At 75.8% G+C, this 25,793-nt stretch carries 16 protein-coding genes and 1 pseudogene; 12 read left to right on the plus strand and 5 right to left on the minus strand.

Annotated elements, in window-relative coordinates; translation table 11 throughout:
• The first annotated feature begins 492 nt into the window (after positions 1-492).
• The 12 genes and pseudogenes from ACFW6A_RS17685 (at position 493) to ACFW6A_RS17740 (ending at position 20,385) form a co-directional block, all read left to right on the plus strand.
• Positions 493-1,932 (plus strand): hypothetical protein, encoded by a 1,440-nt coding sequence (locus ACFW6A_RS17685; protein WP_386484114.1) that lies wholly within the window; start codon positions 493-495, stop codon positions 1,930-1,932.
• 11 nt (positions 1,933-1,943) lie between these two features.
• Entirely contained in the window at positions 1,944-2,975 is a 1,032-nt protein-coding gene (locus tag ACFW6A_RS17690; RefSeq protein WP_351842934.1) for a glutamate ABC transporter substrate-binding protein, read from the plus strand.
• 33 nt (positions 2,976-3,008) lie between these two features.
• A complete protein-coding gene (locus tag ACFW6A_RS17695) occupies positions 3,009-4,286 on the plus strand; it encodes a hypothetical protein (RefSeq protein WP_386484118.1) in 1,278 nt (425 codons plus the stop codon).
• The gene (locus ACFW6A_RS17700) at positions 4,283-6,841 is read left to right on the plus strand and encodes a tetratricopeptide repeat protein (RefSeq protein ID WP_386641375.1); all 2,559 of its coding nucleotides are present in this window, start codon (positions 4,283-4,285) and stop codon (positions 6,839-6,841) included. Before ACFW6A_RS17695 ends, ACFW6A_RS17700 begins: the two co-directional genes overlap by 4 nt.
• A 2-nt stretch (positions 6,842-6,843) precedes the next feature.
• Positions 6,844-8,256: a PP2C family protein-serine/threonine phosphatase gene (locus ACFW6A_RS17705; protein ID WP_386641378.1), complete on the plus strand. Its 1,413-nt coding sequence runs from the start codon at positions 6,844-6,846 to the stop codon at positions 8,254-8,256.
• Positions 8,257-8,306: 50 nt separating this feature from the next.
• Positions 8,307-9,632, plus strand: a complete 1,326-nt coding sequence (locus ACFW6A_RS17710; protein ID WP_386641381.1) for a VWA domain-containing protein — start codon at positions 8,307-8,309, stop codon at positions 9,630-9,632.
• Positions 9,633-10,990: 1,358 nt separating this feature from the next.
• Positions 10,991-11,872: pseudogene (locus ACFW6A_RS17715) on the plus strand (FHA domain-containing protein); the annotation flags it as partial.
• A gap of 74 nt (positions 11,873-11,946) precedes the next feature.
• Entirely contained in the window at positions 11,947-12,354 is a 408-nt protein-coding gene (locus ACFW6A_RS17720) for a globin (RefSeq protein ID WP_351842922.1), read from the plus strand.
• Positions 12,355-12,591: 237 nt separating this feature from the next.
• Positions 12,592-15,918, plus strand: coding sequence for an FtsX-like permease family protein (locus ACFW6A_RS17725; protein ID WP_386641384.1), 3,327 nt, complete (start codon positions 12,592-12,594; stop codon positions 15,916-15,918).
• A complete protein-coding gene (locus ACFW6A_RS17730; RefSeq protein WP_386641387.1) occupies positions 15,918-18,770 on the plus strand; it encodes an FtsX-like permease family protein in 2,853 nt (950 codons plus the stop codon). The genes ACFW6A_RS17725 and ACFW6A_RS17730 overlap by 1 nt, the downstream gene beginning before the upstream one ends.
• Positions 18,767-19,714, plus strand: coding sequence for an ABC transporter ATP-binding protein (locus ACFW6A_RS17735; protein WP_351842916.1), 948 nt, complete (start codon positions 18,767-18,769; stop codon positions 19,712-19,714). The genes ACFW6A_RS17730 and ACFW6A_RS17735 overlap by 4 nt, the downstream gene beginning before the upstream one ends.
• A gap of 50 nt (positions 19,715-19,764) precedes the next feature.
• On the plus strand, positions 19,765-20,385 hold the full coding sequence (locus ACFW6A_RS17740; RefSeq protein WP_386484571.1) for a hypothetical protein: 621 nt from the start codon (positions 19,765-19,767) through the stop codon (positions 20,383-20,385).
• 147 nt (positions 20,386-20,532) lie between these two features.
• Here the strand turns inward: ACFW6A_RS17740 and ACFW6A_RS17745 are convergent, their stop codons facing one another.
• From ACFW6A_RS17745 to ACFW6A_RS17765, 5 genes are all read right to left on the minus strand, one after another.
• Positions 20,533-21,195 carry a hypothetical protein gene (locus ACFW6A_RS17745; protein WP_351842912.1) on the minus strand — a complete coding sequence of 221 codons (663 nt, stop codon included), beginning with the start codon at positions 21,193-21,195 and terminating at the stop codon, positions 20,533-20,535.
• Entirely contained in the window at positions 21,192-21,617 is a 426-nt protein-coding gene (locus tag ACFW6A_RS17750; protein WP_030494013.1) for a thioesterase family protein, read from the minus strand. Before ACFW6A_RS17750 ends, ACFW6A_RS17745 begins: the two co-directional genes overlap by 4 nt.
• Before the next feature lie 7 nt (positions 21,618-21,624).
• A complete protein-coding gene (gene ettA / locus ACFW6A_RS17755; RefSeq protein ID WP_351842910.1) occupies positions 21,625-23,289 on the minus strand; it encodes an energy-dependent translational throttle protein EttA in 1,665 nt (554 codons plus the stop codon).
• A 192-nt stretch (positions 23,290-23,481) separates the two neighbouring features.
• The gene (locus tag ACFW6A_RS17760) at positions 23,482-24,930 is read right to left on the minus strand and encodes an LAETG motif-containing sortase-dependent surface protein (protein WP_386641390.1); all 1,449 of its coding nucleotides are present in this window, start codon (positions 24,928-24,930) and stop codon (positions 23,482-23,484) included.
• A 224-nt stretch (positions 24,931-25,154) separates the two neighbouring features.
• Positions 25,155-25,634 carry a single-stranded DNA-binding protein gene (locus ACFW6A_RS17765; RefSeq protein WP_351842906.1) on the minus strand — a complete coding sequence of 160 codons (480 nt, stop codon included), beginning with the start codon at positions 25,632-25,634 and terminating at the stop codon, positions 25,155-25,157.
• Positions 25,635-25,793 lie beyond the last annotated feature (159 nt).

Here is a 25,793-nt window from a genome sequence, read left to right on the forward strand (position 1 = left end):
CCTTGGGGTGGGGGGGGGGGGGGGGGGTGGGGGGGGGGGGGGGGGGCGACCTCGCCGGCGCCCCGGCGGCGGGGGGGGGGGCCCCCCCCCCGCGGCCCCCCCCCACCGGCATGTTCGCCCGTTCGAACGATCCCCCGGACGGAACCGATCCGGGGGATCCGGCGTATTCGGGGTGAAGGGTGTGCGGGGAGGTGCTCGGGTGGGCGGGCAGGGAGATGTTCGGGTGGGCGGGCGGAAAGGTGTTCGGGCGGGCGGGAAGGTGATGGGGGCGGGTTCGAGGAAGGTTCCGGAGGGCGTGCGCGGAGGCGCCGAGGGAAATCCGGGAGAAGTCCGGGGCGAGTCCGGGGACGGTAGGGGGCCTCGCCTGCGGAAGTCCCGTCCGGGTGGGGCACGATAGGCACAAGATCGTGTCATTCCCGGTGTGCGGGTGGGTCGCCTGCGGCCATACTGCTCGCCGGGGTCGATCGACGTCGAGACCGAGGGGGAGGTCACGTGACACAGCCACCGAGCGCGCCCGCCGCCGCGCGGGGCCCAGCCGCCGCGCCCGCCCGGCCGGCGGTGCCGGGGCAGGTCTCGCGCGCCGCCGCCGGGGCCGCGCCGCCGCCCGCGCGCGGAGCGTGGGCCGTCGGGCGCGAGGTGCTGCGGGAGGCCGCGACCACCGAGCCGGGCCGGCTGCGGATCCTGGGCGCCGTCCTGGCGCTGCTCGTCCTCGCGCTCGGCACGATCGCCGGACTCGAGGCCGCCGACCGGGCCACGTCCGCCGAGGACGTCGTCGGACGCAGCCAGCCGCTGAGCGCCGACGCCGCCGCGATCTACCGCTCCCTGGCCGACGCCGACTCCACGGCCGCGGCCGGCTTCCTCGCCGGGACGCTCGAACCCGCCGAGTCCCGCGCCCGCTACGACCGGGACCTCGCCACCGCCTCCCGGCTGCTGGTCAAGGCCGCGGCGAACACGGCCGGTTCGGACGAGTCCGCCCGCGAGATCACCGCGCTCAACGAACTCCTCCCGCGGTACGCGGGCCTCATGGAGCGGGCGCGGGCCGCCAACCGGCAGGGCCTGCCGCTGGGCGGCGCCTACCTGCGGTACGCCAACCAGGAGATGACGTCCCGCCTGCTGCCCGCCGCCGAGCGGCTGTACGCGGCGGAGACCGCCCGGCTGCACCGCGACGACGACGAGGCCCGCGCCTGGCCGTACCTGGCGCTGGGCGCCGGGGCGCTCGCCCTCGGCGTCCTGGTGTGGGCGCAGCGGCGGGAGTACCGGCGGACCAACCGGGTGTTCAGCCGGGGGCTGCTCGCCGCGAGCGCCGCCTCCGTGCTGGTGCTGCTCTGGCTGGCCGGGGCGCACACCGTGGCCCGCGCGGAGCTGGGCTCCGCGCGGACCGAGGGGCAGCAGTCGCTCCAGCTCCTCAACGAGGCGCGGATCAGCTCCCTCAAGGCCCGTGCCAACGAGAACCTGACGCAGGTCGCCCGGGGCGCGGTGCTCACCGAGGACGGCAAGAACGACAAGTACGAGGCGGAGTACGCCACCGGCATGGCGGCGCTCACCGACGCGCTCGCCGGGGCCACCCGGCTCGCCGACGACGAGGCCGGGCGGGCCCCGCTGACCGAGGCGACGGCCCGGGCCTCCGAGTGGCGGGAGCGGCACGCGGCCGCGCGGGAGCTCGGCGAGGCGGGCGACTACCAGGCCGCCCTGGACCGGATCATCGGCCCGAAGGGGGCCCGGGAGCCGAAGGACTCGGCCGGCTGGTCCTTCGACCAGGTCGACGCGGCCCTGGAGCGGGCGCTCGCGCACGAGCAGGAGCAGTTCACCGACTCCGCGCGCGGGGCGGTGGACGCGCTGACCGGGCTGCCGCTGGGCGCGGCGGCGCTGGGCGCCCTCGGCGCCCTCGGCGCGGTGCTCGGCATCAACCGAAGACTGTCGGAGTACCGGTGAGAGGGGGCGGAATGGCACACGGCGGCGAGCCGGTGGCGCGACGGGCGGCACGGCGGCTGCGGGGCTGGGGCGGAGTGGCCGCGATGGGCGCGGCCTGCGCGCTGACCGCCTCCCTCACCCTGCTGCCGCTGGCCAGGGACGCGGCCGAGGCCGGCCCGCCCGCCGGCCCCTCCGGGCCGGGACCGGGCGTGGCCACCGGGCTCCAGGTCAGGGCCGACACCTGCGCGCACCCGGAGGCGTCGCTGCGGCCCTCGACCGAGGACGGGCCCTCGGTCACCGCGATCAAGCAGCGGGGCAAGCTGATCGTCGGCGTCGACCAGTCCAGCTACCGCTGGGGCTTCCGCGACCCGGAGACCGGCACCCTGGAGGGCTTCGACATCACCCTGGCCCGGGCGATAGCGAAGGACCTCCTGGGCAGCGAGGACGCGGTGGTCTTCCGCGCCGTGCCCACCAACCAGCGGATCGCGGCGCTGGACGGCGGCAAGGTGGACCTGGTGGTCCGCACGATGACGATCAACTGCAAGCGGATCCAGCAGGTGGCCTTCTCCACCGCCTACTTCCGGGCCGGGCAGCAGGTCCTGGCGCCCAAGACCTCCCCGATCACCGGCTACGACGCCTCGCTGAAGGGGCGGCGGATCTGCACCGCGGAGGGCTCCACGGCCCACGACGCCCTGGAGGAGGAGTCCTTCGGCGCGGTCATCAGGGACGAGGGCGACGGCACCCCCGCCGACCGGAACCTGCTCACCGTGCCCAACCAGCTGGACTGCCTGGCCCGGCTCCAGATGGGCGAGGTCGACGCCGTCGTCACCGACAACGCGCTGGGGGCCGGCCAGGCCGCGCAGGACCCGGCGGTGGAGCTGAAGGGGAAGCCGTTCACCGAGGAGTACTACGGGGTGGCGGCGAAGCTCGGCAACGACGACCTGGTGCGCCGGGTCAACAAGGTCCTGGAGGACTACCGGAAGGGCCGCTGGCAGGAGGCGTACGGGATCTGGCTGGAGGCCGGGCTCGGGAAGGCCGAACCGCCCGAGCCGCTGTACAAGTAGCCCCCGCACGAACCGAACGAGATGAGGAGAGCGATGGGCGTCACGGGGCCCCCTGGGCCGGTGATGGACCGGGACGAGGTGGACCGTGCGCTGGCGCGCCTCGGCGCGGAGCACAAGGCGGTCGAGGACTCGCTCCTCGCGCTCCAGGACCACGCCGGGCGGCGGCTGCTCGAAGGCGCCGGGCTGACCGGCACCACCCGGGAGCGCTGGGCGGAGACCGAGCGGGCCATCACCGTGCTCTGGAGCTGCTTCGACGCGTACACGGCGGCGCTGCGGGAGGCCCGGGAGATCCGGTCGCGGCGCAAGTGGCCGAACCGGGAGGAGCTGGCGGAGCTGACCGAGCGGCTGCGCGGGGAGACGGTCCACGTGCCGGGCGGCGCGGGCGAGCGGGCGCTGCTCGCGGAGCGGTTCACCCTCGACGGGCTCGTGCGGCGGATGAACGAGCTGTACGCGTCCTCGCTCGACGTGGTGGTCACGGCGGACGCCGTGTGGTCGGCGCTGCCCGCGCGGATAGACCTGCTCGCGGCCGAGCTGGGGCGGACCCGCTCGCTGGCGCACTCGGTCGGGGTGCGCCCCGGCGAGCACCCGGCCGGCGACGAACTGGAGTCGATCACGGCCGAGCTGGCGGAGCTGCGGTCCCTCGTGGTGACCGACCCGCTGGCGTTCTGGCGCCCCGCGGCGGGCAGTTCGGCGCCCGGCGGGGGCCGGCCCGACACCGTGCGCTACGACCGGGCGGCGCTCGCCCTGGAGGACGTGCGGCGGGAGGTCGAGGCGGTCCTCGCGGTGCGGCAGGACTCCGAGGAGCGGCTGCTGCGGCTGCGGGACGTGCTGTCCCGGGCGGACCGGACCCTCGCGGAGGCCCGGGTGGCGCGCGGCGAGGTGCTCGCGAAGATCGCCGCCTCCGAGGTGCCGGCCGTGAGCGGCCCGCCGACAGCGCTCCAGGAGCGGCTCCAGGCCGCCGCCGAGTACCGCCGGCACGCCCTGTGGCACCGGCTCTCGCCGCTGCTCGACGCGCTGGAGCGGGAGGCGGAGGAGGAGCTGCTGCGGGCCCGGGACTCGCTGACGGCGGTGACGGCGCCGCTCGCGGTGCGGGCCGAGCTGCGCGGCCGGCTGGACGCGTACCGGGCGAAGGCGAACCGGCTCGGCGGGGCGGAGGACCCGGTCCTCACCGAGCGGTACGACACGGCGCGCCGGATGCTGTGGAGCGCGCCCTGCGACCTGCGGGCGGCGGAGCAGGCCGTGCTGCGTTACCAGGGGGCGGTGGCGGAGCTGCTGTCCGGGCCCTCGGACACGGGAGGACGACAGTGGTGAGCGGTCAGGCGGCGGGCGGGGCGGCAGGCTGCCAGCGGCCCACGTGCGAGGGCGCGTACGAGGACGTGGGCGGCGGCGAGCTGTACTGCGACACCTGCGGGCTGGCACCGGTGGTGGCGCCGAGCGGACGGCTCCAGGCCAATCCGACCGGGGTCGCGGTGCCGGGGAAGCACGGCGCCGGGACGGGCACGGGTTTCGGGAGGCCGTCCGAGGCGGCGGCCTGGGGGCCCGACTCCTCGTCCGCGCGCAGCGGTTCGCGGGCGTCCTCGCGGGCCTCGTCCCGCTCGTCGTCCTCGCGCCGCTCGGTCTCCGGGCGGCTGTCGCGGGCGCTGTCCGGGCAGGCCACGGGCCGCTCGGTGTCGGTGCGCAGTTCCGGTTCGTCGACCGCGCAGTCGGCGCGGAACCGGCTGGGCGCGGGGCTGGTCTCGATCCCGGAGGTGCCGCGTCCCGACCCGCGCGCGGCGGTGATGGCGCACCCCGAGGTGCCCGAGCGGAAGCGATTCTGCTCCCGCTCCGACTGCGGTGCGCCGGTGGGGCGTTCGCGCGGCGACCGGCCGGGCCGCACCGAGGGCTTCTGCACCTCGTGCGGGCACCCGTACTCCTTCGTGCCGAAGCTGCGGGCGGGCGACGTGGTGCACGGGCAGTACGAGGTGGCGGGCTGTCTCGCGCACGGCGGCCTCGGCTGGATCTACCTCGCCGTCGACCGGGCCGTCTCGGACCGGTGGGTGGTCCTCAAGGGCCTGCTCGACACCGGCGACCAGGACGCCATGGCGGCGGCGATCTCGGAGCGCCGCTTCCTCGCCGAGATCGAGCACTCCAACATCGTCCGCATCTACAACTTCGTCGAGCACCTCGACCCGCGCACCGGCTCCCTCGACGGCTACATCGTCATGGAGTACGTCGGCGGCAAGTCGCTCAAGGAGATCGCCAACGACCGGCGGACCCCCGAGGGCCGGCGCGACCCGCTCCCCGTCGAACAGGCCTGCGCGTACGGCATCGAGGCCCTGGAGGCGCTCGGCCACCTGCACAGCCGCAACCTGCTGTACTGCGACTTCAAGGTGGACAACGCGATCCAGTCCGAGGACCAGCTCAAGCTCATCGACATGGGCGCGGTCCGGCGGATGGACGACGCCGAGTCGGCGATCTACGGCACGGTCGGCTACCAGGCCCCCGAGGTGGCGGAGGTCGGCCCCTCGGTCGCCAGCGACCTGTACACGGTCGCCCGCACGCTCGCCGTGCTCACCTTCGACTTCCAGGGCTACACCAACGTCTTCGCGGACTCGCTGCCCGAGCCGCAGCACATCGACGTCTTCCAGCGGTACGAGTCGTTCTACCGCTTCCTGGTCCGCGCCACCGACCCGGACCCGGCGCGCCGCTTCGCCTCCGCCGAGGAGATGGCGGAGCAGCTGACCGGGGTGCTGCGGGAGGTCGTGGCGCTCCAGTCGGGGCGGCCCCGGCCCGCGCTGTCCACGCTCTTCGGTGCGGAGACCCGGGTCACCGACACCGTGCTCTTCGCCGAGCGGACCGAGGACGTGTCGGTGCTCGGCGCCCGCCGCACCGGCCGGGCCCGGCGCTCCGCTCCCCCGGCCGCGGCGGGCATCCCGGCCGGGCAGCAGCTCGGCTCGCTGCTCGCCCCGCTCGACGTGGCGGCCACCGCGCTCGCGCTGCCGGTGCCGCGGGTCGACCCGGCGGACGCCAACGCCGGCTTCCTCGCCGGTCTGCTGGCCGCCGCGCCCGCCGAACTCCTCGGCGCGCTGCGGGCCGCGCCCGCGGACACCCCCGAGCTGCGGCTGCGCGCCCTGCGGGCCCAGCTCGACCTGCGGGACCTGGTCTCCGCCGGGCAGACGCTGAACGCCCTGGAGCAGTGGGACGCCGACGACTGGCGGGTGGTGTGGCACCGGGGCGTGGCCTCGCTGGTGGGCGGCGACCTGACCCACGCGGCGCTCGCCTTCGACGCCGTCTACGACGCCTTCCCCGGCGAGCCCGCGCCCAAGCTGGCGCTCGGCGTCTGCGCCGAGGTGCTGGGCCAGCTCGACAACGCGACCGAGTACTACCACCTGGTGTGGGCGACCGACCCCGGTTTCGTCAGCGCCGCCTTCGGGCTCGCCCGGGTGCGGCTCGCCGCCGGGGACCGCGCGGGGGCGGTCGCCGCGCTGGAGTCCGTACCGGAGTCGTCCATCCACTACACGGCGGCGCGGGTCGCGGCCGTCCGGGCGCGGCTGCGGCGGCGCCCGCCGCGCGAACCGCTCGGCGCCGACCTGACGGCCGCCGCCGCGCAGGTCTCGGCGCTGGGCGGCTTCGGCCTGGACCCGGTGCGCCGGGAGCGGTTGTCGACGGAGGTGCTCGGTACGGCCCTCGACTGGGTACTCTCCGGGAGTCCCGGTGCCGCGCCGGGCGGCGGGGAGCCGCTGCTCGGAAGCTCCCTGGACGAGAGCGGGCTCCGCTTCGGCCTGGAGCGCGCCTACCGGGTGCTGGCCCGGCTCGCCCAGCGGGGCGAGGAGAGGATCGAACTGGTGGAGCGGGCCAACCGCTACCGCCCCAGGACGTGGGTGTGAGGATGGACCAGAAGCCCCAGCCGCCGTCGCACGGCCTCGCCGCCTGCCCGAACCCGGAGTGCGCGGAGCCCGTGGACCCCAGGGACCGCTACTGCGGGGCCTGCGGCTACGACCTGTCGGCCGCCGCGGAGCTGCCGGCCGGCCAGGACCGGCCGACCATGCCGATCGCCGCGCCCGTCTGGCCCGAGGCGCCGCCCCGGGACCCCGGCTCGCTGTCGACGCTGACCCAGCACCCCGGCGAGCTGCCGGGCACGGACTCGGGCGGCCGGGACCTGCCGACGGTGCCGGTGCGGACGGACGCGCCGGTGGAGCCCCCGGCGCCGGCCCCGCCGCGCGGGGAGACGGTGCGGGGCGGGGGCGACTTCGAGCTGGCCGCGCCCGACCCGCGGGCCGCCGTGCGCGCCGACCCCAAAACCGCCGCGGAGCCCGGGAGCGGCGCCGCGGAGCCCGGGAGCGGCGCCGCGGAGCCCGGGGCCTCCGGCGGGGGGCCGGCCGAGGGGATCTGCGTGGCCTGCCGGGCCGGGCGGGTCGACGGGGACGGGTACTGCGAGAACTGCGGGCACGCCCAGCCCCGCGAGCGCGACCACATGGAGCGGGAGCTCGGCACGGTCGCCGCGGTCAGCGACCGGGGCCTGCGCCACCACCGCAACGAGGACTCCTTCGCGCTCACCGAGACCCGCCTGCCCGACGGCCGGCCGGCGTCCGTCGCGATCGTCTGCGACGGCGTCTCCTCCGCCCACCGCCCCGACGAGGCGTCCGCCGCCGCGGCCCGCGCCGCCGGCGCCGTGCTCGACGAGGCCCTGCCCCGCGGCACCCACCCGCAGCAGGCGATGCACGAGGCGATCGTCGCCGCCGCCGAGGCCGTCACCGCGCTGGCCCGCACCGCGGACGGCGGCGCGGGCGCGGACTCCCTGCACGGCGGGAACTCCCCCGCCTGCACCATCGTCGGATCCGTCGTCACCGACGGGCTGCTCGTCGTCGGCTGGGTCGGCGACAGCCGCGCCTACTGGGTGCCCGACGACCGCACCGCGCCCGCCGCCCGCCTCACCGAGGACGACTCGTGGGCCGCGCAGATGGTCAAGGCGGGCCTGATGAACGAGGCGCAGGCGTACGCGGACGAACGCGCCCACGCCATCACCGGCTGGCTCGGCGCCGACGCGTACGAACTGGAGCCGCACACCGCCGCGTTCAAGCCCGACCGGCCCGGGGTCGTCGTGGTCTGCACGGACGGGCTGTGGAACTACGCCGAGGCCGCCGAGTCCATGGCCGGGGCGCTCCCCGCCGACGCGGCGCTCCGGCCGCTGCACGCGGCACGGGTCCTCGTCGGCCACGCCCTCGACGGCGGCGGACACGACAACATCACGGTCGCGCTGACGCCGTTCGCCCCGCCGCCCGCGGGGGCAGGCTCTTCCTGACCCCCCGTCACCCGCCGCGTCCGCACGCCCCTCCGAGGAGCCGAAACCAGATGGCGAACTTCGCCAAGCCGTCCGTGCCGCAGTTCTCGGTGGACGTCTACCAGAACGAGTACCTGCCGGTCGGCGGGCGGGACGTCGACGCCGTCGTCACCGTGACCGCGACCGGCGGCGGCACCAGCGGGGCCGCCGGGGTGACGGCCGGCGGGCCCGCCGGCGTGGTGATCGTGGTCGACTGCTCGGGCTCGATGGACTACCCCCCGACCAAGATGGAGGGCGCCCGGGCCGCCACCGCCGCCGCGATCGACACCCTCCGCGACGGCACCTCCTTCGCCGTCGTCGCCGGCAGCCACGTCGCCACCCCGCTCTACCCCGGCGACGGGCGGCTCGCGGTCGCCGGCGCCCGGACCCGCGCCGAGGCCAAGGAGGCCCTGGGCCGGCTCCGCGCCGACGGCGGCACCGCGATCGGCACCTGGCTGCGGCTCGCCGACGCGCTCCTCGGCGGCGAGGACCTGGTCATCCGGCACGCCGTGCTGCTCACCGACGGGCGCAACGAGCACGAGTCGCCCGAGTCCCTGCGGGCCGCGCTCGACGCCTGCGCGGGCCGCTTCACCTGCGACGCGCGGGGCGTCGGCACCGACTGGGAGGTCAAGGAGGTCACCGGGATCGCCGCGGCGCTGCTCGGCTCCGCCGACATCGTCGCCGATCCCGCCGGTCTCGCCGCCGACTTCACGGCCATGATGGAGAACGTCATGGGCAAGGGCGTCGCCGACGTGGCCCTGCGGCTGTGGACGCCGCTCGGCGCGGAGGTCGTCTTCGTCAAGCAGGTCGCCCCGGCCGTCGTGGACCTCACCGGCCGGCGCGTCGACGGCGGGCCGCGCGCCGGGGACTACCCGACCGGCTCCTGGGGCGACGAGTCCCGCGACTACCACGTGCGCGTGCGGGTGCCGGCGAACGCGGTCGGGCGGGAGATGCTCGCCGCCCGGGCCTCCCTGATCGTCCCCGACCCGGCCGGCGGCGACGCCCGGCCGGTGTCCCAAGGACTGATACGGGCCGTGTGGACGCACGACGTGGCGATGACCACGGCCATCAATCCGCAGGTCGCCCACTACACGGGCCAGGCCGAACTCGCGGACGCCATCCAGGCCGGTCTGGACGCCCGCAAATCGGGCGATCAGGACGGAGCGACCGCGAAACTGGGCCGCGCGGTACAGCTGGCCGCCGCCTCCGGGAACGCGGATACCGCGAAACTCCTTTCGAAGGTGGTGGACGTGGTCGACGCGGCGGCGGGTACTGTGCGGTTGAAGGCGAAGGTCGCGGAGGCGGACGAGATGACACTCGAGACCCGTTCCACCAAGACCGTTCGCGTCAAGAGGTAGCCCGGCCACCGGGCCGGACGACGAGAGGGGGAAGCACCGACATGCCGACCTGCCCGAACGGACACCAGTCGGTCTCCGACGACTGGTGCGAGGTCTGCGGCCATCGCATGGCCGGGGCGGGTGCGCCGGCGGGTGCGGTACCGCCGCCTCCCCCTCCGCCCCCCGGTCCCCCCGGCCCCCCGCCCCCACCCCCGGCGTACGGCTACCCCCACCCGACCCCCGCCCCCGGCGGCCCCGACAGGCCCGGCTTCCCGAATGCTCCCGGCCCCGGGGGCGCCTCCGGCTTCCCCGGTAACCCCGGCGGCCCCGGCGCACCCGGTGGCCCTGAGCGCCCCGGTTTCCCGGGTGGCGCCGGCCCTTCGGGCGGCCCCGGCGCGCCCGGCGGCGCCGACCGCCCCGGCTTCCCGGGCGACCCGGCGGGTGCCGGGAGGTCCGGCTTCCCCGACGGTCCGGGTGCGCCCGGCGGCCCTGAGCGGCCCGGCTTCCCGGGCGGCCCCGGCCTCGCGGGCAACTCCGGCTTCCCCGGTGGCCCCGGTCCCTCCGGGGGCCCTGGCGCGCCCGGCAACTCCGACGGTCCCGGCGGCCCCGGCGCTTCGGGCTTCCCCGGTGGTCCCGGCCCCTCGGGCGGCTCCGGCTTTCCCGGTGGACCCGGCGGTCCGGCGGGCTCCGGCGGTCCGGCGGGCTCCGGCGGTCCCGGTTTCCCTCACCGCCCGGGCACGCCCGGCGGTCCGGCGGGCCCCGGCGGCCCTGGGTTCCCCGGTGCGCCCGGCGGGCCCGGCTTCTCCGGTGGCCCCGACGGCCCCGGCTTCCCCGGTGGTCCGGCGGATGCCGGGAGATCCGGCTTCCCTGACGGTCCCGGCGCGCCCGGCGGCCCTGAGCGCCCCGGCTTCCCGGGCGGCCCCGGCCCTTCGGGCGGTCCCGGCGCGCCCGGCGGTCCTGAACGGCCCGGCTTCCCCGGCGGCCCCGGCCCTTCGGGCGGTCCCGGTGCGCCCGGCGGCCCTGACAGGCCCGGCTTCCCCGGCGGTCCGGCCGGTGCCGGCGGACCCGGCGGTCCGGCGGGTGCCGGAGATCCCCGCTTCTCCGGTGGACCCGACGGTCCCGCACGCCCCGGCGGCCCCGGTTTCCCCGGCGGGCCCGGCGCTCCGGCGGGTTCCGGCGGCCCCGGTGCCCCGGGTGGGCCCGGGTTCCCCGGCGCGCCCGGCGGTCCTGAACGGCCCGGCTTCCCCGGTAACCCCGGCCCCTCCGGCGGCCCTGGCGCGCCCGGTGGGCCCGGTGGCCCTGAGCGCCCCGGGTTCCCCGGTGGGCCCGGTGGCCCCGGCTTCCCCGACGGTCCTCGTGCGGCCGGTGGGGGCGGTACGCCGCCGCCTCCGCCCGGGGGGTCGTACCAGGGGGGCGGGTTCGCCTCCGGCGGGGATCCGAACGCGACCGCCCAGGCGGAGCTGTGCCCGCAGTGCCGTACGCCGCGCGAGCACATGGCGCCGTACTGCGAGGAGTGCCGGTGGAACTTCCTGACCGGTACCGCGACCTCGTACACGCCGATCGCGCCCGCCCCGCAGCCGAACCGTCCCGCCGGGCCGCCGCCGGGGCTGAACCTGCCGCCGGGCTTCCAGTCGCCACCGGCACCGGCACCGGCACCGGCACCGGCGCCCGCGCCGCCGCAGGACCCGTTCGGGTACCACGACTCGCGGCCCTCGCAGGTGAACCGGCCGGCCGAGCCGCTCGGCGCGGAGCCGACCCACCATCAGGCCCCGCCGCAGCCGCGCGCCGACGACGACTGGGTGCTCTCCCCGCCGTCCCAGGCACAGCCGCCGCAGGCCCCGCAGCCGCAGGGCCCGCAGCGGTGGACCGCGCACATCGGTCCGGACCGTGACTACTTCATGGCGATGATGCGCCGCAGCGGCCCGGAGGCCTCGGGCCTCAACATGCCCGCGTACGCCCCGCCGAAGCAGCTGCCGCTCCAGGGCAACCAGGTCTCCATCGGGCGCCGCCGGCACTCCACCGGCGAGGCCCCGGACGTCGACCTGGCCGTGCCGCCGGAGGATCCGGGCGTCTCGCACCAGCACGCGGTGCTGGTGCAGCAGCCGGACGGCTCGTGGGCGGTGGTGGACCAGAACTCCACCAACGGCACCACGGTCAACGGCGGCGAGGAGCCGATCCAGCCGTACGTCCCGGTGCAGCTCCAGGACGGCGACCGGGTGCACGTCGGCGCCTGGACGACGATCACCGTCCGCCGCGGCTGACGTCCGTACCGCCCGGAAGGGCCGGGGGTCCTAGACCTCCGGTCCTCCGCCGCCCCGTCTGAGACGATGGAACGGTGAACGAGATTCCCGGGGACGGCACGGTGCAGGAGCAGACCTTCTACGAGCAGGTCGGCGGCGAGGAGACCTTCCGCCGCCTCGTCCGGCGCTTCTACGAGGGCGTCGCCGAGGACCCGCTGCTCCGCCCGATGTACCCCGAGGAGGACCTCGGCCCCGCCGAGGAGCGGTTCGCGCTCTTCCTGATGCAGTACTGGGGCGGGCCCGGCACCTACAGCGAGCGCCGCGGCCACCCCCGGCTGCGGATGCGCCACGCGCCCTTCGCCGTCGACCGGGCCGCGCACGACGCCTGGCTCCGGCACATGCGGGCCGCGATCGACAGCCTGGAGCTCGCGCCGGAGCACGACGCCCGGTTGTGGCGGTACATGACGTACGCGGCGGCCTCGATGGTGAACACCGCCGGCTGATCCCCTCCGCCGTCCCCGTCTTCGTTCGCGCCCGGTTCGACAGGTTCAGACCACTCCGTGCCACCGGATGAACACATTCCGGGGATGACTGACCGATTAACGGTCACGATCGCATCAAGGTCCGTACGCAAGCGGTTTCCAGCAGCACGTGGCCGATGAAAGCATTCCCCGAACGTGTCGAGGGTTCGACAGACGTCCGCAGGAACGCGGACGCGCGTGGAGCGGCCAGGGGGATGGGTGACGGGGTTCGTACTTCTGCGCGTCAGGGCTCACCGGCTGCTGCTCGGCGCGGCCTTGCTCGCCGTCGTCCTGACCACCACCGTGCTCGCTGCCCTCGCCGGCTTCTCCGGCTCCATAGGGGACGCGGCGCTCCAGGCCGTCCTGCGTGACCGCTCCGCCGCCGCGGCGACCCTGCTCGTCTCCGGGCAGATACCGGCCGAGCGCGGCGACGCCGCCGACGCGAAGGTGACGGAGAGCGTCGAGCGCTCCTTCGACGGACTGCCCGTCACCGTGCGGCGCCTGAAGAGCTCGGGGCCGTACGCGCTGCCGCGCTCGCTCCAGCCTCCCGCCGCCCGCGCGGGCGAGCCCGACCTGACCCACTTCGCGGCCCTCGACCGCTCCCGGCTCTCGCTCGTCCGCGGCGCCTGGCCGTCGGCCGCGCGCGCCGGCGGCGTGGTGGAGGCGGCGCTGCCCGCGGAGGCGGCCGAGCGGCTCGGGACCGGCCCGGGCACCGTCCTCGAACTCACCGACCGGCTCACCGACAAGCGCGTGAAGGTCCGGATCACCGGCGTCTACGCGCCGGCCGACCTCACCGACCCGTACTGGCTGCTCGACGAGGCCGGCGGCCACGGCGTGCGGACCGTCTCCTTCACCACCTACGGCCCGCTGCTCGCCGACCCGGCCGTGCTCGCCTCCGGCGCCCTCGCCCCCGGCGGGACCTCCTGGCTCGGCGCCGCCGACTTCTCCCGCCTCGACACCGGCGGGATGGAGTCCCTGCGCGCGGCCGCCACCCGCGAGCCGGAGCGGCTCCTCGCCGACGAGACGACCTTCGGGACCACCCTCAGCGTGACGACCGGCCTGCCGACCGTCCTGGCCCAGACCGAACGCGCCCTCGCCGTCTCCCGCTCCACCCTGCTCATCGTCGCCGTCCAGCTGGTGATGCTCGCCGCCTACGCGCTGCTGCTCGTCGCCCGGCTGCTGAGCACCGAACGCTCCGGCGAGACCGCGCTGCTGCGCGCCCGCGGCGGCTCCCGGCGCCGGATCGCCGGACTGGCCGGCGCCGAGGCGCTGCTCCTCGCGGTGCCCGCCGCCGTCGTCGCCCCGCTGCTGGCCGGCCCGCTGACCCGGCTCTTCGCCGAGCGCTCGGCGCTCTCCTCGCTCGGGGTGCGGCTCGACACCTCGGCCGGCCCGACGGTCTGGCTGGTCTCCGCCGGAGTGGCGCTGGCCTGCGCGGCGGCGGTCGTCGCCCCCGCGCTCGCCGCCCGGGACGGCGACGCCGTCTCGCTGCGCAAGGCACGCGCCGGCACCCTGCCGTGGCCGGTGCGGGCGGGCGCGGACCTCGCCCTGCTGCTCGTCGCGGGCATCGCGCTCTGGCAGCTCCAGCGGCAGCCGGAGGCGGCCGCCGACGGCGCCTCCGTCGATCCGGTGCTCGTCGCCGCGCCCGCGCTGGCGCTGCTCGCCGGCACCGTCCTGACGCTGCGTCTGCTGCCGCCCGCCGCGAAGCTGGCCGAGCGGCGCGCCGCGGGCGGCCGGGGCCTGTCGGCCGCGCTGGCCGGCTGGCAGTTCAGCCGCCGGCCGCTGCGCGGGGCCGGACCGGTGCTGCTGCTGGTCCTCGCGGTGGCGATGGGCATGCTGGCGATCGGGCAGAGCCGCTCCTGGGAGCGGTCGCAGCACGACCAGGCCGACTTCCGGGCCGGCGCCGAGATCCGCGTGGTCGGCGTCGGTCCCGGCGACCCGGCCGCCACCGCGCGGCTCGCCGCGGTCCCGGGCGTCCGCGGGGTCGCGCCGGTCCACCGGGCCGCCATGGACCTGGCCGGCCGCAACGCGACGGTCCTCGCCGTCGCCACCGAACGCCTCGCCGACGGCATGCTGATCCGCGAGGACCTGGCCGGCGGCAGCGCCGCCGAGCTCCTCGGCACGCTCTCCCCCGAGGGCGGCGCCCGGCCCGGCCTCGCCGTGCCGCCAGGCAGCCGCTCGGTCGTCGTCGGCCTGCGGAGCCAGGCCCCGCCCGGCACCTCGGCGGCACGGGTCACACTGGTCCTGGAGGACGCGTACGGCGTGCCGTACCGCCAGGACGCGGGGTCGCTGCCCGCCGACGGCCGCACCCACCGGCTGACGTTCGACCTGACGAAGCTCACCGCGCACGCCACCCGCGCCGACGGCGGCCTCGTCCTCACCGGCATCGAGCTCTCCGCCGACTTCACCGAGGGCGACGAGCGCGCGCAGACCCTCCACGTCGACCTGCTCGGCACCACCGGCAAGGACGGGGCGCTGCGCACCGCCGACCCGGCGCGCACGCTGACCGGCTGGACCGCCTCCCGCGAGCAGACCGAGCGGGGCGCCGTCCAGGAACCCGAGTCGCTCACCGGCCGGGCCGGCTCCCCCGCCGCGGGCGGCCGGGGAACCCCGTACACCGTCGCGTACGGACTGAAGGGCTTCTTCTCCCAGCCCCTGGCACCGCTGTACGAGGACTACACGGTGCGGCTGTCCTCCCCGGCGGGGGACGAGGACCGGCCGCTGCCGGCGATCGCCTCCGAGGCGTTCATGAGCGCGGCCAAGGCCGAGCCGGGCGACCGCCTGGAGCTCTCGCTCGGCGGCCGGCACCTCTACGTCGTCGTGAACCGGGTCGTCGAGGACCTGCCGACGACCGGCACCGGAGGCCGGACCACCGACGCGGAGGCCGCCAGGGACCTGCCGCAGGACGGCGGCGGCGTGCTCGTCGACCTGACGGCCGTCAACCGCCACCTGGCCGCGATCGACCCGCTGGCCCCGGTCGCACCCACCGAGTGGTGGCTGACCCCCGAGCCGGGCGCCGCGGACGGCGTCGCGAAGGCGCTGCGCACGGCCGCCGACGGCACGGCCGGCGAGCTCGTGGTCCGCGACGAGATCGCCGCCGAACTGCTCGGCGACCCGCTCGGCGCGGGCCCCCACACCGCCCTGATGGCGGCGGCCGCCGCCGCGGCGGCCCTGGCCGCCGTCGGTTTCGCGGTCGGCTCGGCCGGGTCGGTACGGGAACGGTCCGCCGAGTTCGCGGTCCTGCGGGCCCTCGGCGCACCGCGCCGCCGGCTCGCCCGGCTCCTCGCCGCCGAACAGGGCGTGCTGATCGGGGTGGGCCTGCTGGTCGGCCTCGCCCTCGGCAGCCTGCTGGCCCGGGTGGTCGTCCCGCTGGTCGTGCTCACCGGCCGGGCCACCCGCCCGGTCCCGCCGGTCCTGGTCGAGCTGCCCCTCGGGGAGGTGGCCCTGCTCCTGGCGGGCGTCGCCGCCCTGCCGCTCGCGGTCGTCGCGGCCATCGCCCTGCGCCGCAACGACCCGGCGGTGACCCTGCGCCACCAGGGAGACAACTGATGCCCGACGCCCCGCGCGAGGAGTCCCGCCCGATGCAGCCCGCAGGCGAGTCCCCCGACCACCGGCCGACCGCCCCCGCGAAGGGCGCGGCCCGGCCCGTCGCCCCCTGGGTGCGGACCCGGCTGCGGGCCTCGCCCGGCGCCGCGGCCGGATTCGCCCTGCTGGTCTTCGTCACCGCGCTGCTCGCCGCCGCGCTGCCGCGGGTGACGGACGCGTACGAGACGAGGGGGCTGCGGCACGGCATCCGCACCGCGGCACCCGGCCAGTCCCAGCTGGAGGTCACCTACCCGCTGCCGCAGGGCGCCACGGTGGCGCCCGCCACCCTGCGCGAGGAGCAGGAGGAGCTGCGGGGCCTGCTGCCCGCGCCGCTGCGCACCGACCCCGGGCAGACCGTGAACGGCATCCGGACGATGGAGCCGGTCCAGGGCCTCGACCCGTGGCTGCCCCAGCCGGACCACGAGCCGGCCCGGTTCACCCTCTCCTCGCCCTCGGACCTCGCCGCGCACGCCGTCCTGCGGCAGGGACGCATGGCCCGGGGCACCCCGGAGCGCCCCGAGGCCGTGGTGACGACGGCGACGGCCCGGGCCCTCGGGATCAAGCCCGGGTCCGTCGTGCACGTGCCCGGCATCTCCGCCGCCCCGGTCGCCCTCACCGTCACCGGCGTCGTGGAACCCCGCGACCCCCGGCGGCCGTACTGGGTGGTGGACCCGCTGCTGTCCGCACCGGTGCTGGCCATGACCGACCACCCGACGGAGCCGAAGCGCTACTGGCGGGCCTCCCTCGTCGTCGCCCCGGAGTCGGGCTCCGCCCTCACCTCCACCACGGGCACCCCCGAGGTCTTCTGGCGCTTCCCCGCGGTCGCCGACCACCTGACCGCGCGGGACGCCGCGCCGTTCGCCGCCGCCGTCGACTCGGCGCGCAGCGGCCCCGCCTCGGCCGAGATCCGCGAGGTCACCGGCCCCACCGGTCTGGTCACCACCGGCCTCGACGAGATCTCCGCGGCCTACGCGGCGACGAAGGACGCCATCGGCCCGGTCGTCGCCGTCGCCGTCTTCGGCATCGGCTCGGTCGCCGCGGTGGTCGTCGCCATGACCGGCGGCCTCTTCCTCAGCCGCCGGGACGGCGAGCTGACCCTGCTGCGCGCCCGCGGCGCCTCCCTGCCCGGCATCGGCTTCCGGCTGCTCGGCGAGACCGTCGCCGTCGCGGTCCCGGCGGCCCTGCTCGGCCTGGTGGCGGCGGTGGCCCTGGTGCGCGGACCCGAGACCCCCGGCGCCTCCGCCCTGACGGGCTCCGTACCGCTCCTCCCGTCGGTCCTCGGCGCCGCCCTGGTGGCGCTGGTCGCCGCCCTGGTGCTGCCCGTCCGGGCCGTGCTGCGGCACCGGGCGCTCCGGCTGCACGGGGCCCGCGAGGACCTGGTGGACGCCAAGCCGTCGCGGCGCCGCACCGTCGCCGAGCTGACCCTGCTCGTCCTGGCGGCGGGCGCGATCGGCTCGCTGCGGCTGCGCGGCACCGCCGACGCCGGCGACCACCTGGTCAGCGCCGCGCCGGTGTTCGTCGGCGTGATCGCCGCCCTCGCGCTCGTCCGGATCCAGCCGCTGCCGCTGCGCTGGCTGGCCCGCCCGGCCGCCCGGATGCGCGGTGTCGTCGGCCCGCTGGCCATCGCCCGCGCCGCCCGCTCCTCGGCCACCGGCGTGCTGCCGCTGCTCGCCCTCGTCCTGGCCCTGACCACGGCCGCCTTCGGCGGCTCCGTGCTCGCCGGGGTCGCCGACGCCCGCGACCGGGCCGCGGTGCTCGCCACCGGCGCCGACGCCCGCATCGAGGGCCGCACCGAGGGCGTGCCGCTGCCGGCCGGGCTGACCGAGGCCGTCCGCGGCGTGAAGGGCGTCGAGGAGGCGCTGCCGGTCCAGGTCGAGTACGGAGTGGCGCTGCCGTCGCCGGTCGCCACCGACCAGCCGATGAGCGCCCCGCTCGTCTCCGTCGACCCGGCGGCCTACGCCCGGCTCGCCGGGCGGACCGCGAACGGCGCCTTCCCCGAGGGGCTGCTCGCCTCCACCGGGAAGGGCGGCCCGGAGGCGGTCGGCGACACCGACCGGGTGCTGCCCGCGATCGCCTCGCCCGAGGTCGCCGCCCGCCTCGGCGACCAGCCGATGGGGCTGATCGCGGCCTCCGGCAGCTTCCGCGTGAAGGTCGTCGCGGTGCGGAGCTCCACCCCCGCCGTGCGCGGCGAGGACTTCCTCGTGGTCAACGCCGCCGACATCACCAACCGGCGGCCGACCGCCGTGCTGGTGAGCGGCGCGCCCGCCGGCGCGGCGCTGCGGACGGCCGTCGAGGCGAAGTCGAAGGAGTTCGCGGTGACGCTGAGCACCGAGACCCGCCACTCGTACGTCGACTCGCCGCTCCAGTCCGGAGCGGAGGGGCTGTACTCGGCGGCGATCGGCGCGGGCGCCGCCTACGCGGTGGTCGCGGTGCTGCTGTCGCTGACGCAGAGCGGCCCCGAGCGGGCGACGCTGCTGTCGCGGCTGCGGACGATGGGCCTCACCCGCCGGCAGGGGCGCCGGCTGCTCGGCCTGGAGGCGCTGCCGCCGGCGGTCTTCGCCGCGCTCGGCGGGGCGCTGGCCGGCTGGGCGACGGTGCCGCTGCTCGCGCCCGGCGTCGACCTGCACCGGCTGGCGCTGGCCGCGGCGGCGGGTGGCGTGGGACCGGGCGGCGTGCCGCTGCGGGCCGACCCGTGGTCGCTGGTGCTGCCGGCCCTGGCCGTGGTCCTCCTGACGGGGGCGACGGCGGGCGTGCAGGCGTGGTGGACGGGGCGGAGGAGCTCGGTGAAGGAACTCAGGGCAGGAGACGCACGATGACGACGACCGCGAACACGACCCTGGAGGAGCTGGAGCGGCGGGCCAACGCGCACCGCGACCGGCCCTCGTACGGCCACGACGCGCTGATCGCCTGCGACCGCCTGGTGCGGATCTTCACCACCGACGGGGTGGAGGTGCAGGCCCTCCAGGGGCTCGACCTGCTCGTCAAGGAGGGCGAGTTGATGGCCCTGGTCGGCGCGTCGGGCTCCGGCAAGTCGACCCTGATGAACATCCTGGCCGGTCTGGACGTGCCCACCGCGGGCGCGGCCCGGGTGGCCGGCTGCGACCTGCTCGCGATGACGGGCAAGGACCGGCTGCGCTACCGCCGGGAGGTCGTCGGCTTCGTCTGGCAGCAGACCGCCCGCAACCTCCTCCCCTACCTGACGGCCGCCCAGAACGTGGCCCTGCCGATGCAGTTGGCCGGACGCAAGGAGAAGCGGGTCGAGCGGGCCGCGGAACTGCTCGCCATGATGGACATCGCGCACCTCTCCGACCGGCGGCCGCACCAGCTCTCCGGCGGCCAGCAGCAGCGGGTCGCGATCGCCGTGGCCCTCGCCAACGACCCGAAGGTCCTCCTCGCCGACGAGCCGACCGGCGAGCTGGACTCGGCCACCGGCGAGCAGGTCTTCGCCTCCTTCCGCCGGGCCAACGAGGAGCTGGGCACCACGATCGTCATCGTCACCCACGACCAGGCGGTCGCCACCGAGGTGCGCCGCACGGTCGCGATCCGCGACGGCCGCACCTCCTCCGAGGTGCTGCGCCGCACGGAGGTCGACGAGGCGGGCCGGGAGTCGCTGGTGGCGCGGGAGTACGCGATGCTCGACCGCGCGGGCCGGCTCCAGCTCCCGGCGGACTACACCAAGGCGCTCGGCATGGAGCACCGCGTGGCGCTGGAGCTGGAGCAGGACCACATCGGGGTGTGGCCGGACGACGCCGAGGACTGAGGAACCGGTCCCGCCCCGCGCCCCGTCCCAGTCCGGGGGGGGTGGTCGGGATGTCCGGGACGGCCGGGAGGGGCGGGGGACGCGTCCTCGCGTACGCCGGGGCGGTGGCCGTGCCGTTCGGCTCCGGCGCGCTGCTGCACCTGTGGGCCGGCTGGTCGATGCGGTCCCCGCTGGGCACGCCGACCGCGCTCGCGGTGATCGTCGGCCTCGTCCTCGCCGGGCTCGCGGTGGCGGCGCACGACGCGCTCTTCCGGGAGGGCGGCAGCGTCCTGGCCCTGGTGCTGCTGCTCGCGGGCCTCGGCGCGGTGTGGATCGAGGCCCGGGACTCGCGGGTGCGCGGGGAGACCGTGGAGTGCGTGGTGGTGGGGAAGGTGCGGGTCACCGACCATCCCACCTTCGGCGAGGGCGCCCCGGAGGCGAAGCGGCTGTACCACCACGCGCTGGACTGCCCGGGCGGCCGTCCGAAGGAGTTCTCCTGGGAGGAGAAGCTCGGCGAGGCGGGCGAGTCGATCCGGATCGCCTACGATCCGGCGGGCCGGATGGACCCGGTCCCGGCCGGCGAGAACGTCGCCCGGGGCGCCCTCTACGTCCCCGCGGGCCTGCTGCTGCTCGCGGCGGGCCTCTCGGTGGCCGCGCTGGCGGCCGAGGGGACGGACGGCCGGGTCTGGTGAGGCGTCCGGCCGGGCGGGCCCGGTGAGGCCTCCGGCCGGGCCCGGTGAGGCCTCCGGCCGGGCCCGGTGAGACCTCCGGCCGGGCCCGGTGAGACCTCCGGCCGGCCGGGCTCAGGAACGCCGGGTGGCGGGGCCCCGGAGCCGGGCTCAGGGCGCCGGGGTGACGGTGAGCGCGGAGGGGGCCGTGCGCAGGGCGACGGAGCCGTACGGGGTGCGCAGCCGCAGCCACGGCCCGGCGGCCATCAGCGCGACGGGCACGTCCCGCGGCGGCAGGAAGCCCAGCGACTGGGCGGCGTGCACGGCCCGCAGCGGCAGGCCGGTGGGGCCGAGGACGCGGGACCAGATCTCCCGGCCGACGCGGTCGCGCTCGGCGCGGGTGCGCCGCTCCTCGGGCAGTTCCGCGTCGCGGCGGCGGAACTCGGCGACGGCGGCGGCGACCGCCCCGCGCAGTTCCCCGGCGCCCGGCAGGCCTTCGACGGGCCGCCAGCCGGTGCGCGGCGGGAGGACCCCGGCCCAGGGCGGGCCGGTGACGGCGCCGGGGACGACGGCCTTGCCGGCCGCCTCCTCGACCCCGTCGAGGAGTTCCCCCGCGGAGACGGTGACGTCGAGGTCGACGGCGTCCTCCAGCCGGGCCGTGCGGATCGCGAGGACCTCGAAGGACGGCGGGCGTCCGAAGACGGCGAGCGCGCCGCCGGCGGCCTGGAGGCGGACGGCGGCGGCGCGGTCGTAGTGCACGAGCCGGCCCAGGAAGGCGGCGAGGGCCGCCGCCTCCCTGGGGTCGGCGAAGTGCAGCGGGGCGAGCACGGTCATGCGGCGGACGTCATCCCGTCGTCGACGTACTCCTGGAGGAAGCGGCGCTCCTCCTCGGAGATGCGGCGGGGCCGCTGCGCCTCCAGGTCGAAGGGCACGACGACCGTGGACGCCCGGACGTAGGTCACGTCGGGGTCCTTGATCTCGTACGCGATCGTCAGCGACGCCGCGCCGATCTTCGTGACCCAGGACTCGATGGTCACCGGCTCGTGCCGGTGGACCAGCGGGCGGAGGTAGTCGATCTCGTGGCGGGCCACGACGGACCCCCCGGAGAAGGACGGGCTGCCGTCCCCCGGCGCCAGCCGGAACATGAAGTCGATCCGGGCCTCCTCCAGGTAGCGGAGGAAGACCACGTTGTTGACGTGCCCGAAGGCGTCCATGTCCGACCAGCGGAGGGGGCAGCTGTAGAGGTGTCTCGCCACGACGGCCTCAGCCCCGGGTGAGCTTCTTGTGCGTGGCGCGGTGCGGACGGGTCGCGTCCGGGCCGAGCCGCTCGACCTTGTTCTTCTCGTACGACTCGAAGTTGCCCTCGAACCAGAACCACTTGGAGTCGCCCTCGTACGCCAGGATGTGCGTGGCCACCCGGTCGAGGAACCAGCGGTCGTGGGAGACGACCACGGCGCAGCCGGGGAAGTCGAGGAGGGCGTTCTCCAGCGAGGAGAGGGTCTCGACGTCGAGGTCGTTGGTGGGCTCGTCGAGGAGCAGCAGGTTGCCGCCCTGCTTGAGGGTGAGCGCGAGGTTGAGGCGGTTGCGCTCACCGCCGGAGAGCACGCCGGCCGGCTTCTGCTGGTCCGGGCCCTTGAAGCCGAACGCGGAGACGTAGGCGCGGGACGGCATCTCGACCTGGCCGACGTTGATGTAGTCCAGCTCGTCGGAGACGACGGCCCACAGGGTCTTCTTCGGGTCGATGTTGGCGCGGCCCTGGTCGACGTAGGAGATCTTGACCGTCTCGCCGATCTTGATGTCGCCGGAGTCCGGCTTCTCCAGGCCCTGGATCATCTTGAACAGCGTGGTCTTGCCGGCGCCGTTCGGGCCGATGATGCCGACGATGCCGTTGCGGGGCAGGGTGAAGGACAGGTCGTCGATGAGGACCTTCTCGCCGAAGGCCTTGGAGAGGTTGTTGACCTCGACGACGACGGAGCCCAGGCGCGGGCCCGGCGGGATCTGGATCTCCTCGAAGTCCAGCTTCCGCATCTTGTCGGCCTCGGCGGCCATCTCCTCGTAGCGCGCGAGACGCGCCTTGGACTTGGCCTGACGCCCCTTGGCGTTGGACCGCACCCACTCGAGCTCTTCCTTGAGGCGCTTGGCGCGCTTCTCGTCCTTCTTGCCCTCGACCTTGAGGCGCTCGGCCTTCTTCTGGAGGTAGGTCGAGTAGTTGCCCTCGTACGGGATGGCGCGGCCGCGGTCGAGCTCCAGGATCCACTCGGCCACGTTGTCGAGGAAGTACCGGTCGTGGGTGATGGCCACGACGGTGCCCTTGTACTTGGCGAGGTGCTGCTCCAGCCAGTTCACCGACTCGGCGTCGAGGTGGTTGGTGGGCTCGTCGAGGAGCAGCAGGTCGGGGGCCTCCAGGAGGAGCTTGCAGAGCGCCACGCGGCGCTTCTCGCCACCGGAGAGGTTGGTGACCGGCCAGTCGCCGGGCGGGCAGCCCAGGGCGTCCATGGCCTGCTCCAGCTGGGTGTCGAGGTCCCACGCCTCGGCGTGGTCCAGGTCCTCCTGGAGCTTGCCCATCTCGTCCATGAGCTCGTCCGTGTAGTTCGTGGCCATCTCCTCGGCGATGGCGTTGAACCGGTCGAGCTTGCCCTTGATCTCCGCGACGCCGTCCTCGACGTTCTCCAGGACGGTCTTGGACTCGTCGAGCTTCGGCTCCTGCATGAGGATGCCGACCGAGTAGCCCGGGGAGAGGAAGGCGTCGCCGTTGGACGGCTGCTCCAGCCCGGCCATGATCTTCAGAACGGTGGACTTACCGGCACCGTTCGGGCCGACCACACCGATCTTCGCACCCGGCAGGAAGCTCAGCGTCACGTCATCGAGGATGACCTTGTCGCCGTGCGCCTTGCGCGTCTTGCGCATCGTGTAGATGTACTCAGCCAAGAGAAACCGTCCGGCAAGAGAGTGAGTGGGCAGATACACCCATCTTGCCGCACCGCCGCCCCCAGGCGGAAACCAGTACCGTCCGGCGGCCGCCGGAACCCCGCCGACGTGCGACGGCCCCGGACGCGCTCGCGTCCGGGGCCGTTCCCGTCACCGGGCGCTTTCACCCGGTGACGTCATGCTCTGTCGTGCTTACTGACCGGCGGCCTTCTTCTTGCGGAGGAAGAACACCGCGCCGCCGCCGACCAGGACGAGCGCGACGGCGATGCCGGCGATCATCGGGGTGGCGTTGGAGCTGCCGGTCTCGGCCAGGTCACCGCCGGTGGTGCCGGTGGTGCCGGTGGAGGCGTCCGTGGAGGCGCTGGGCGCCGGGGTGGACGCGCTCGCCGAGGGGGTCTCGGACGGGGTGCCGGTCGACGGGGTCGCCGACGGGGTGGCGGTGGACGGCTGCGGGCTCGGGGCGGTCTTGCAGTCGAGGACGCCCTGGAAGGACTTCGAGAAGCCGTTCGGACCGGTGATGGTGAAGTCGTACGCGGTGTCCTCGGGGACCGGGACCGTGACGGTCTTCGTCTCGCCGGCCTTGATCGTGTAGGAGACGCCCTTCACGTCGAAGGTCCAGTCCTCGTCGCCCTCGTTGGAGGCGGTGATGTCGAGGCCGCCCTTGGCGCAGTTCTCGGCGACGGTGACGGCCGGGACCGCACCCTTCTTCGCCCAGGCGGCGGTGACCTCGGCGTTGACCGAGGACTTGCTGCTGCCGGCGAGGATCAGGGTCTGCTCGTGGCCCTCGACGCTGCCGAAGACGCGGCCGATCGCGACCTCGGTCTCGGTCTGGAGGGAGATCTTGGTGGTGCCGTCGGGGGTGCCGGCCGGGACGTCGAGGAAGAGCTCCTTGCCGTTGCCCGTCGTGGTGGCGGCCTGGCCGGCCGCGTCGACGACCTTGACGCCCGCCGGGGCGTCGGCCGGCAGGGAGACCTTGACGGCGCCGTCGGCGGCCGTGGTGGTCACCTTGAAGGGGCCGATCTTGTCGCCGGCCTTGCCCGCGATGGAGGCCGGGGCGGCGGCGAGGGAGACCTTGGGCTCCTCCTGCTCCGGGGCCTTGGCGGCCTCGGCGACCAGGTAGCCGGCCAGCGCCTTGGCCTCCGGGTCCAGCGGGGTGGCCTTGACGTTGTCGGAGTAGGTCCAGATCGCGGCCTGGGTGGCCGTGGCGGCCTCCTCGCCCGTCAGGGCGGCGACGCCGGCCTTGCCGGCCAGCGCGTTGAGGTCGTTCACCTCGGGGTACGAGTGCTGCAGGATCCAGCGGATCTTGCCGGCGTTCGGGTTGTCGTGGAGGGTCGACTTGTCCCAGTCGGTCTCCTTGTACGCCGTGCCCGGGTCGGTGGAGGTCCACAGGTCGATGCAGTACGCCTGCAGCGAGCCGCCGCCCTCCACGGTCAGGTCGAAGAGACCGCCGCGCTCGACCGAGTCGCCCCGGTCGCTCTCGATCTGGATCTTGCCGGACTCCTTGAGGCCGCCCAGCGTCGCGGCGACGCCGCCGTCGGCCATCGCCGGAGCCGCGAGGGCTATCGCGCTGGAGGCGACCAGGCCGGAGACCAGGGTCGCGGCTGCCGCACGGGCAGCACCGCGCCCACGAACTGAAAACATTGCATTCCCCTCCGGGCGAGTCGCTCCGCGAACTTGGTCGATTCGCGTGGGGGGAGCGCCCGCCAGCAGACTCAGTGACTCGATGGGCTCACGTGCCTCATGAGTACTCAGGGATCCTAGGGATGCGGAAGAGCCCGGTCCCCGGTCCTACGGTGAGATAACCATTCCGTCTCGGAATCGTTATACCTCCGGCGAGTTGGTCGACAAATCCCCACAACTCAAGGTCAGGGCGCGGTTACCAGCTGGTGCGCGGCGCTCGTCCAGGGGTCCTTTCCGTCCGCCGGGACGAGCTCCGGAACCGTCCCGCTCTCCGTCAGGTCGCCCTCTCCCGCGGGCCTCTGCTCTCCCCGCGGGCTCCTCCGGAACGCGGAGGTCCCCCGGGTGAGGTCGTGTCCGACGGCCAGCGCGTCGACGTCGACGAAGGTCTTGCGCTGTCCGTCGCGCTCGTCCTCACGGACCTTCAGCCGGCCGTGCACCACCAGGGGTTCCCCCACCGAGACCGAGGCGAGGAGGTTGGCTCCGAGCGAGCGCCAGGCCGAGACCGTGTAGAAGCTGGTCGGCCCGTCGGTCCACACCGCCCGCTCGCGGTCCCAGCGCCGGGCGGTCACCGCGAACCGGAAGCGGGCCACCGTCCCCGCCGCCGTCTCCCGGCTGTCCACCTGCGTCGCCACGTTCCCCACCAACGTCACCATCGTGTCGTTCATGCCTTCCACGCCCCTCCCCGATCACCGGGCTTCGCGCCCTGTCGCCGTCCTGGTGCACACCATGCTGGCGGGGCGGCGAAAAGCCCGCCGACGCCTGTGGACGACCGACGGGCTGTGGACAACTCCCCCACCCGGAAGGGGGATGGACAGGCGCGCGCC

It is taken from the genome of Streptomyces sp. NPDC058758 (genome assembly GCF_042746075.1).
Classification (GTDB): domain Bacteria; phylum Actinomycetota; class Actinomycetes; order Streptomycetales; family Streptomycetaceae; genus Streptomyces.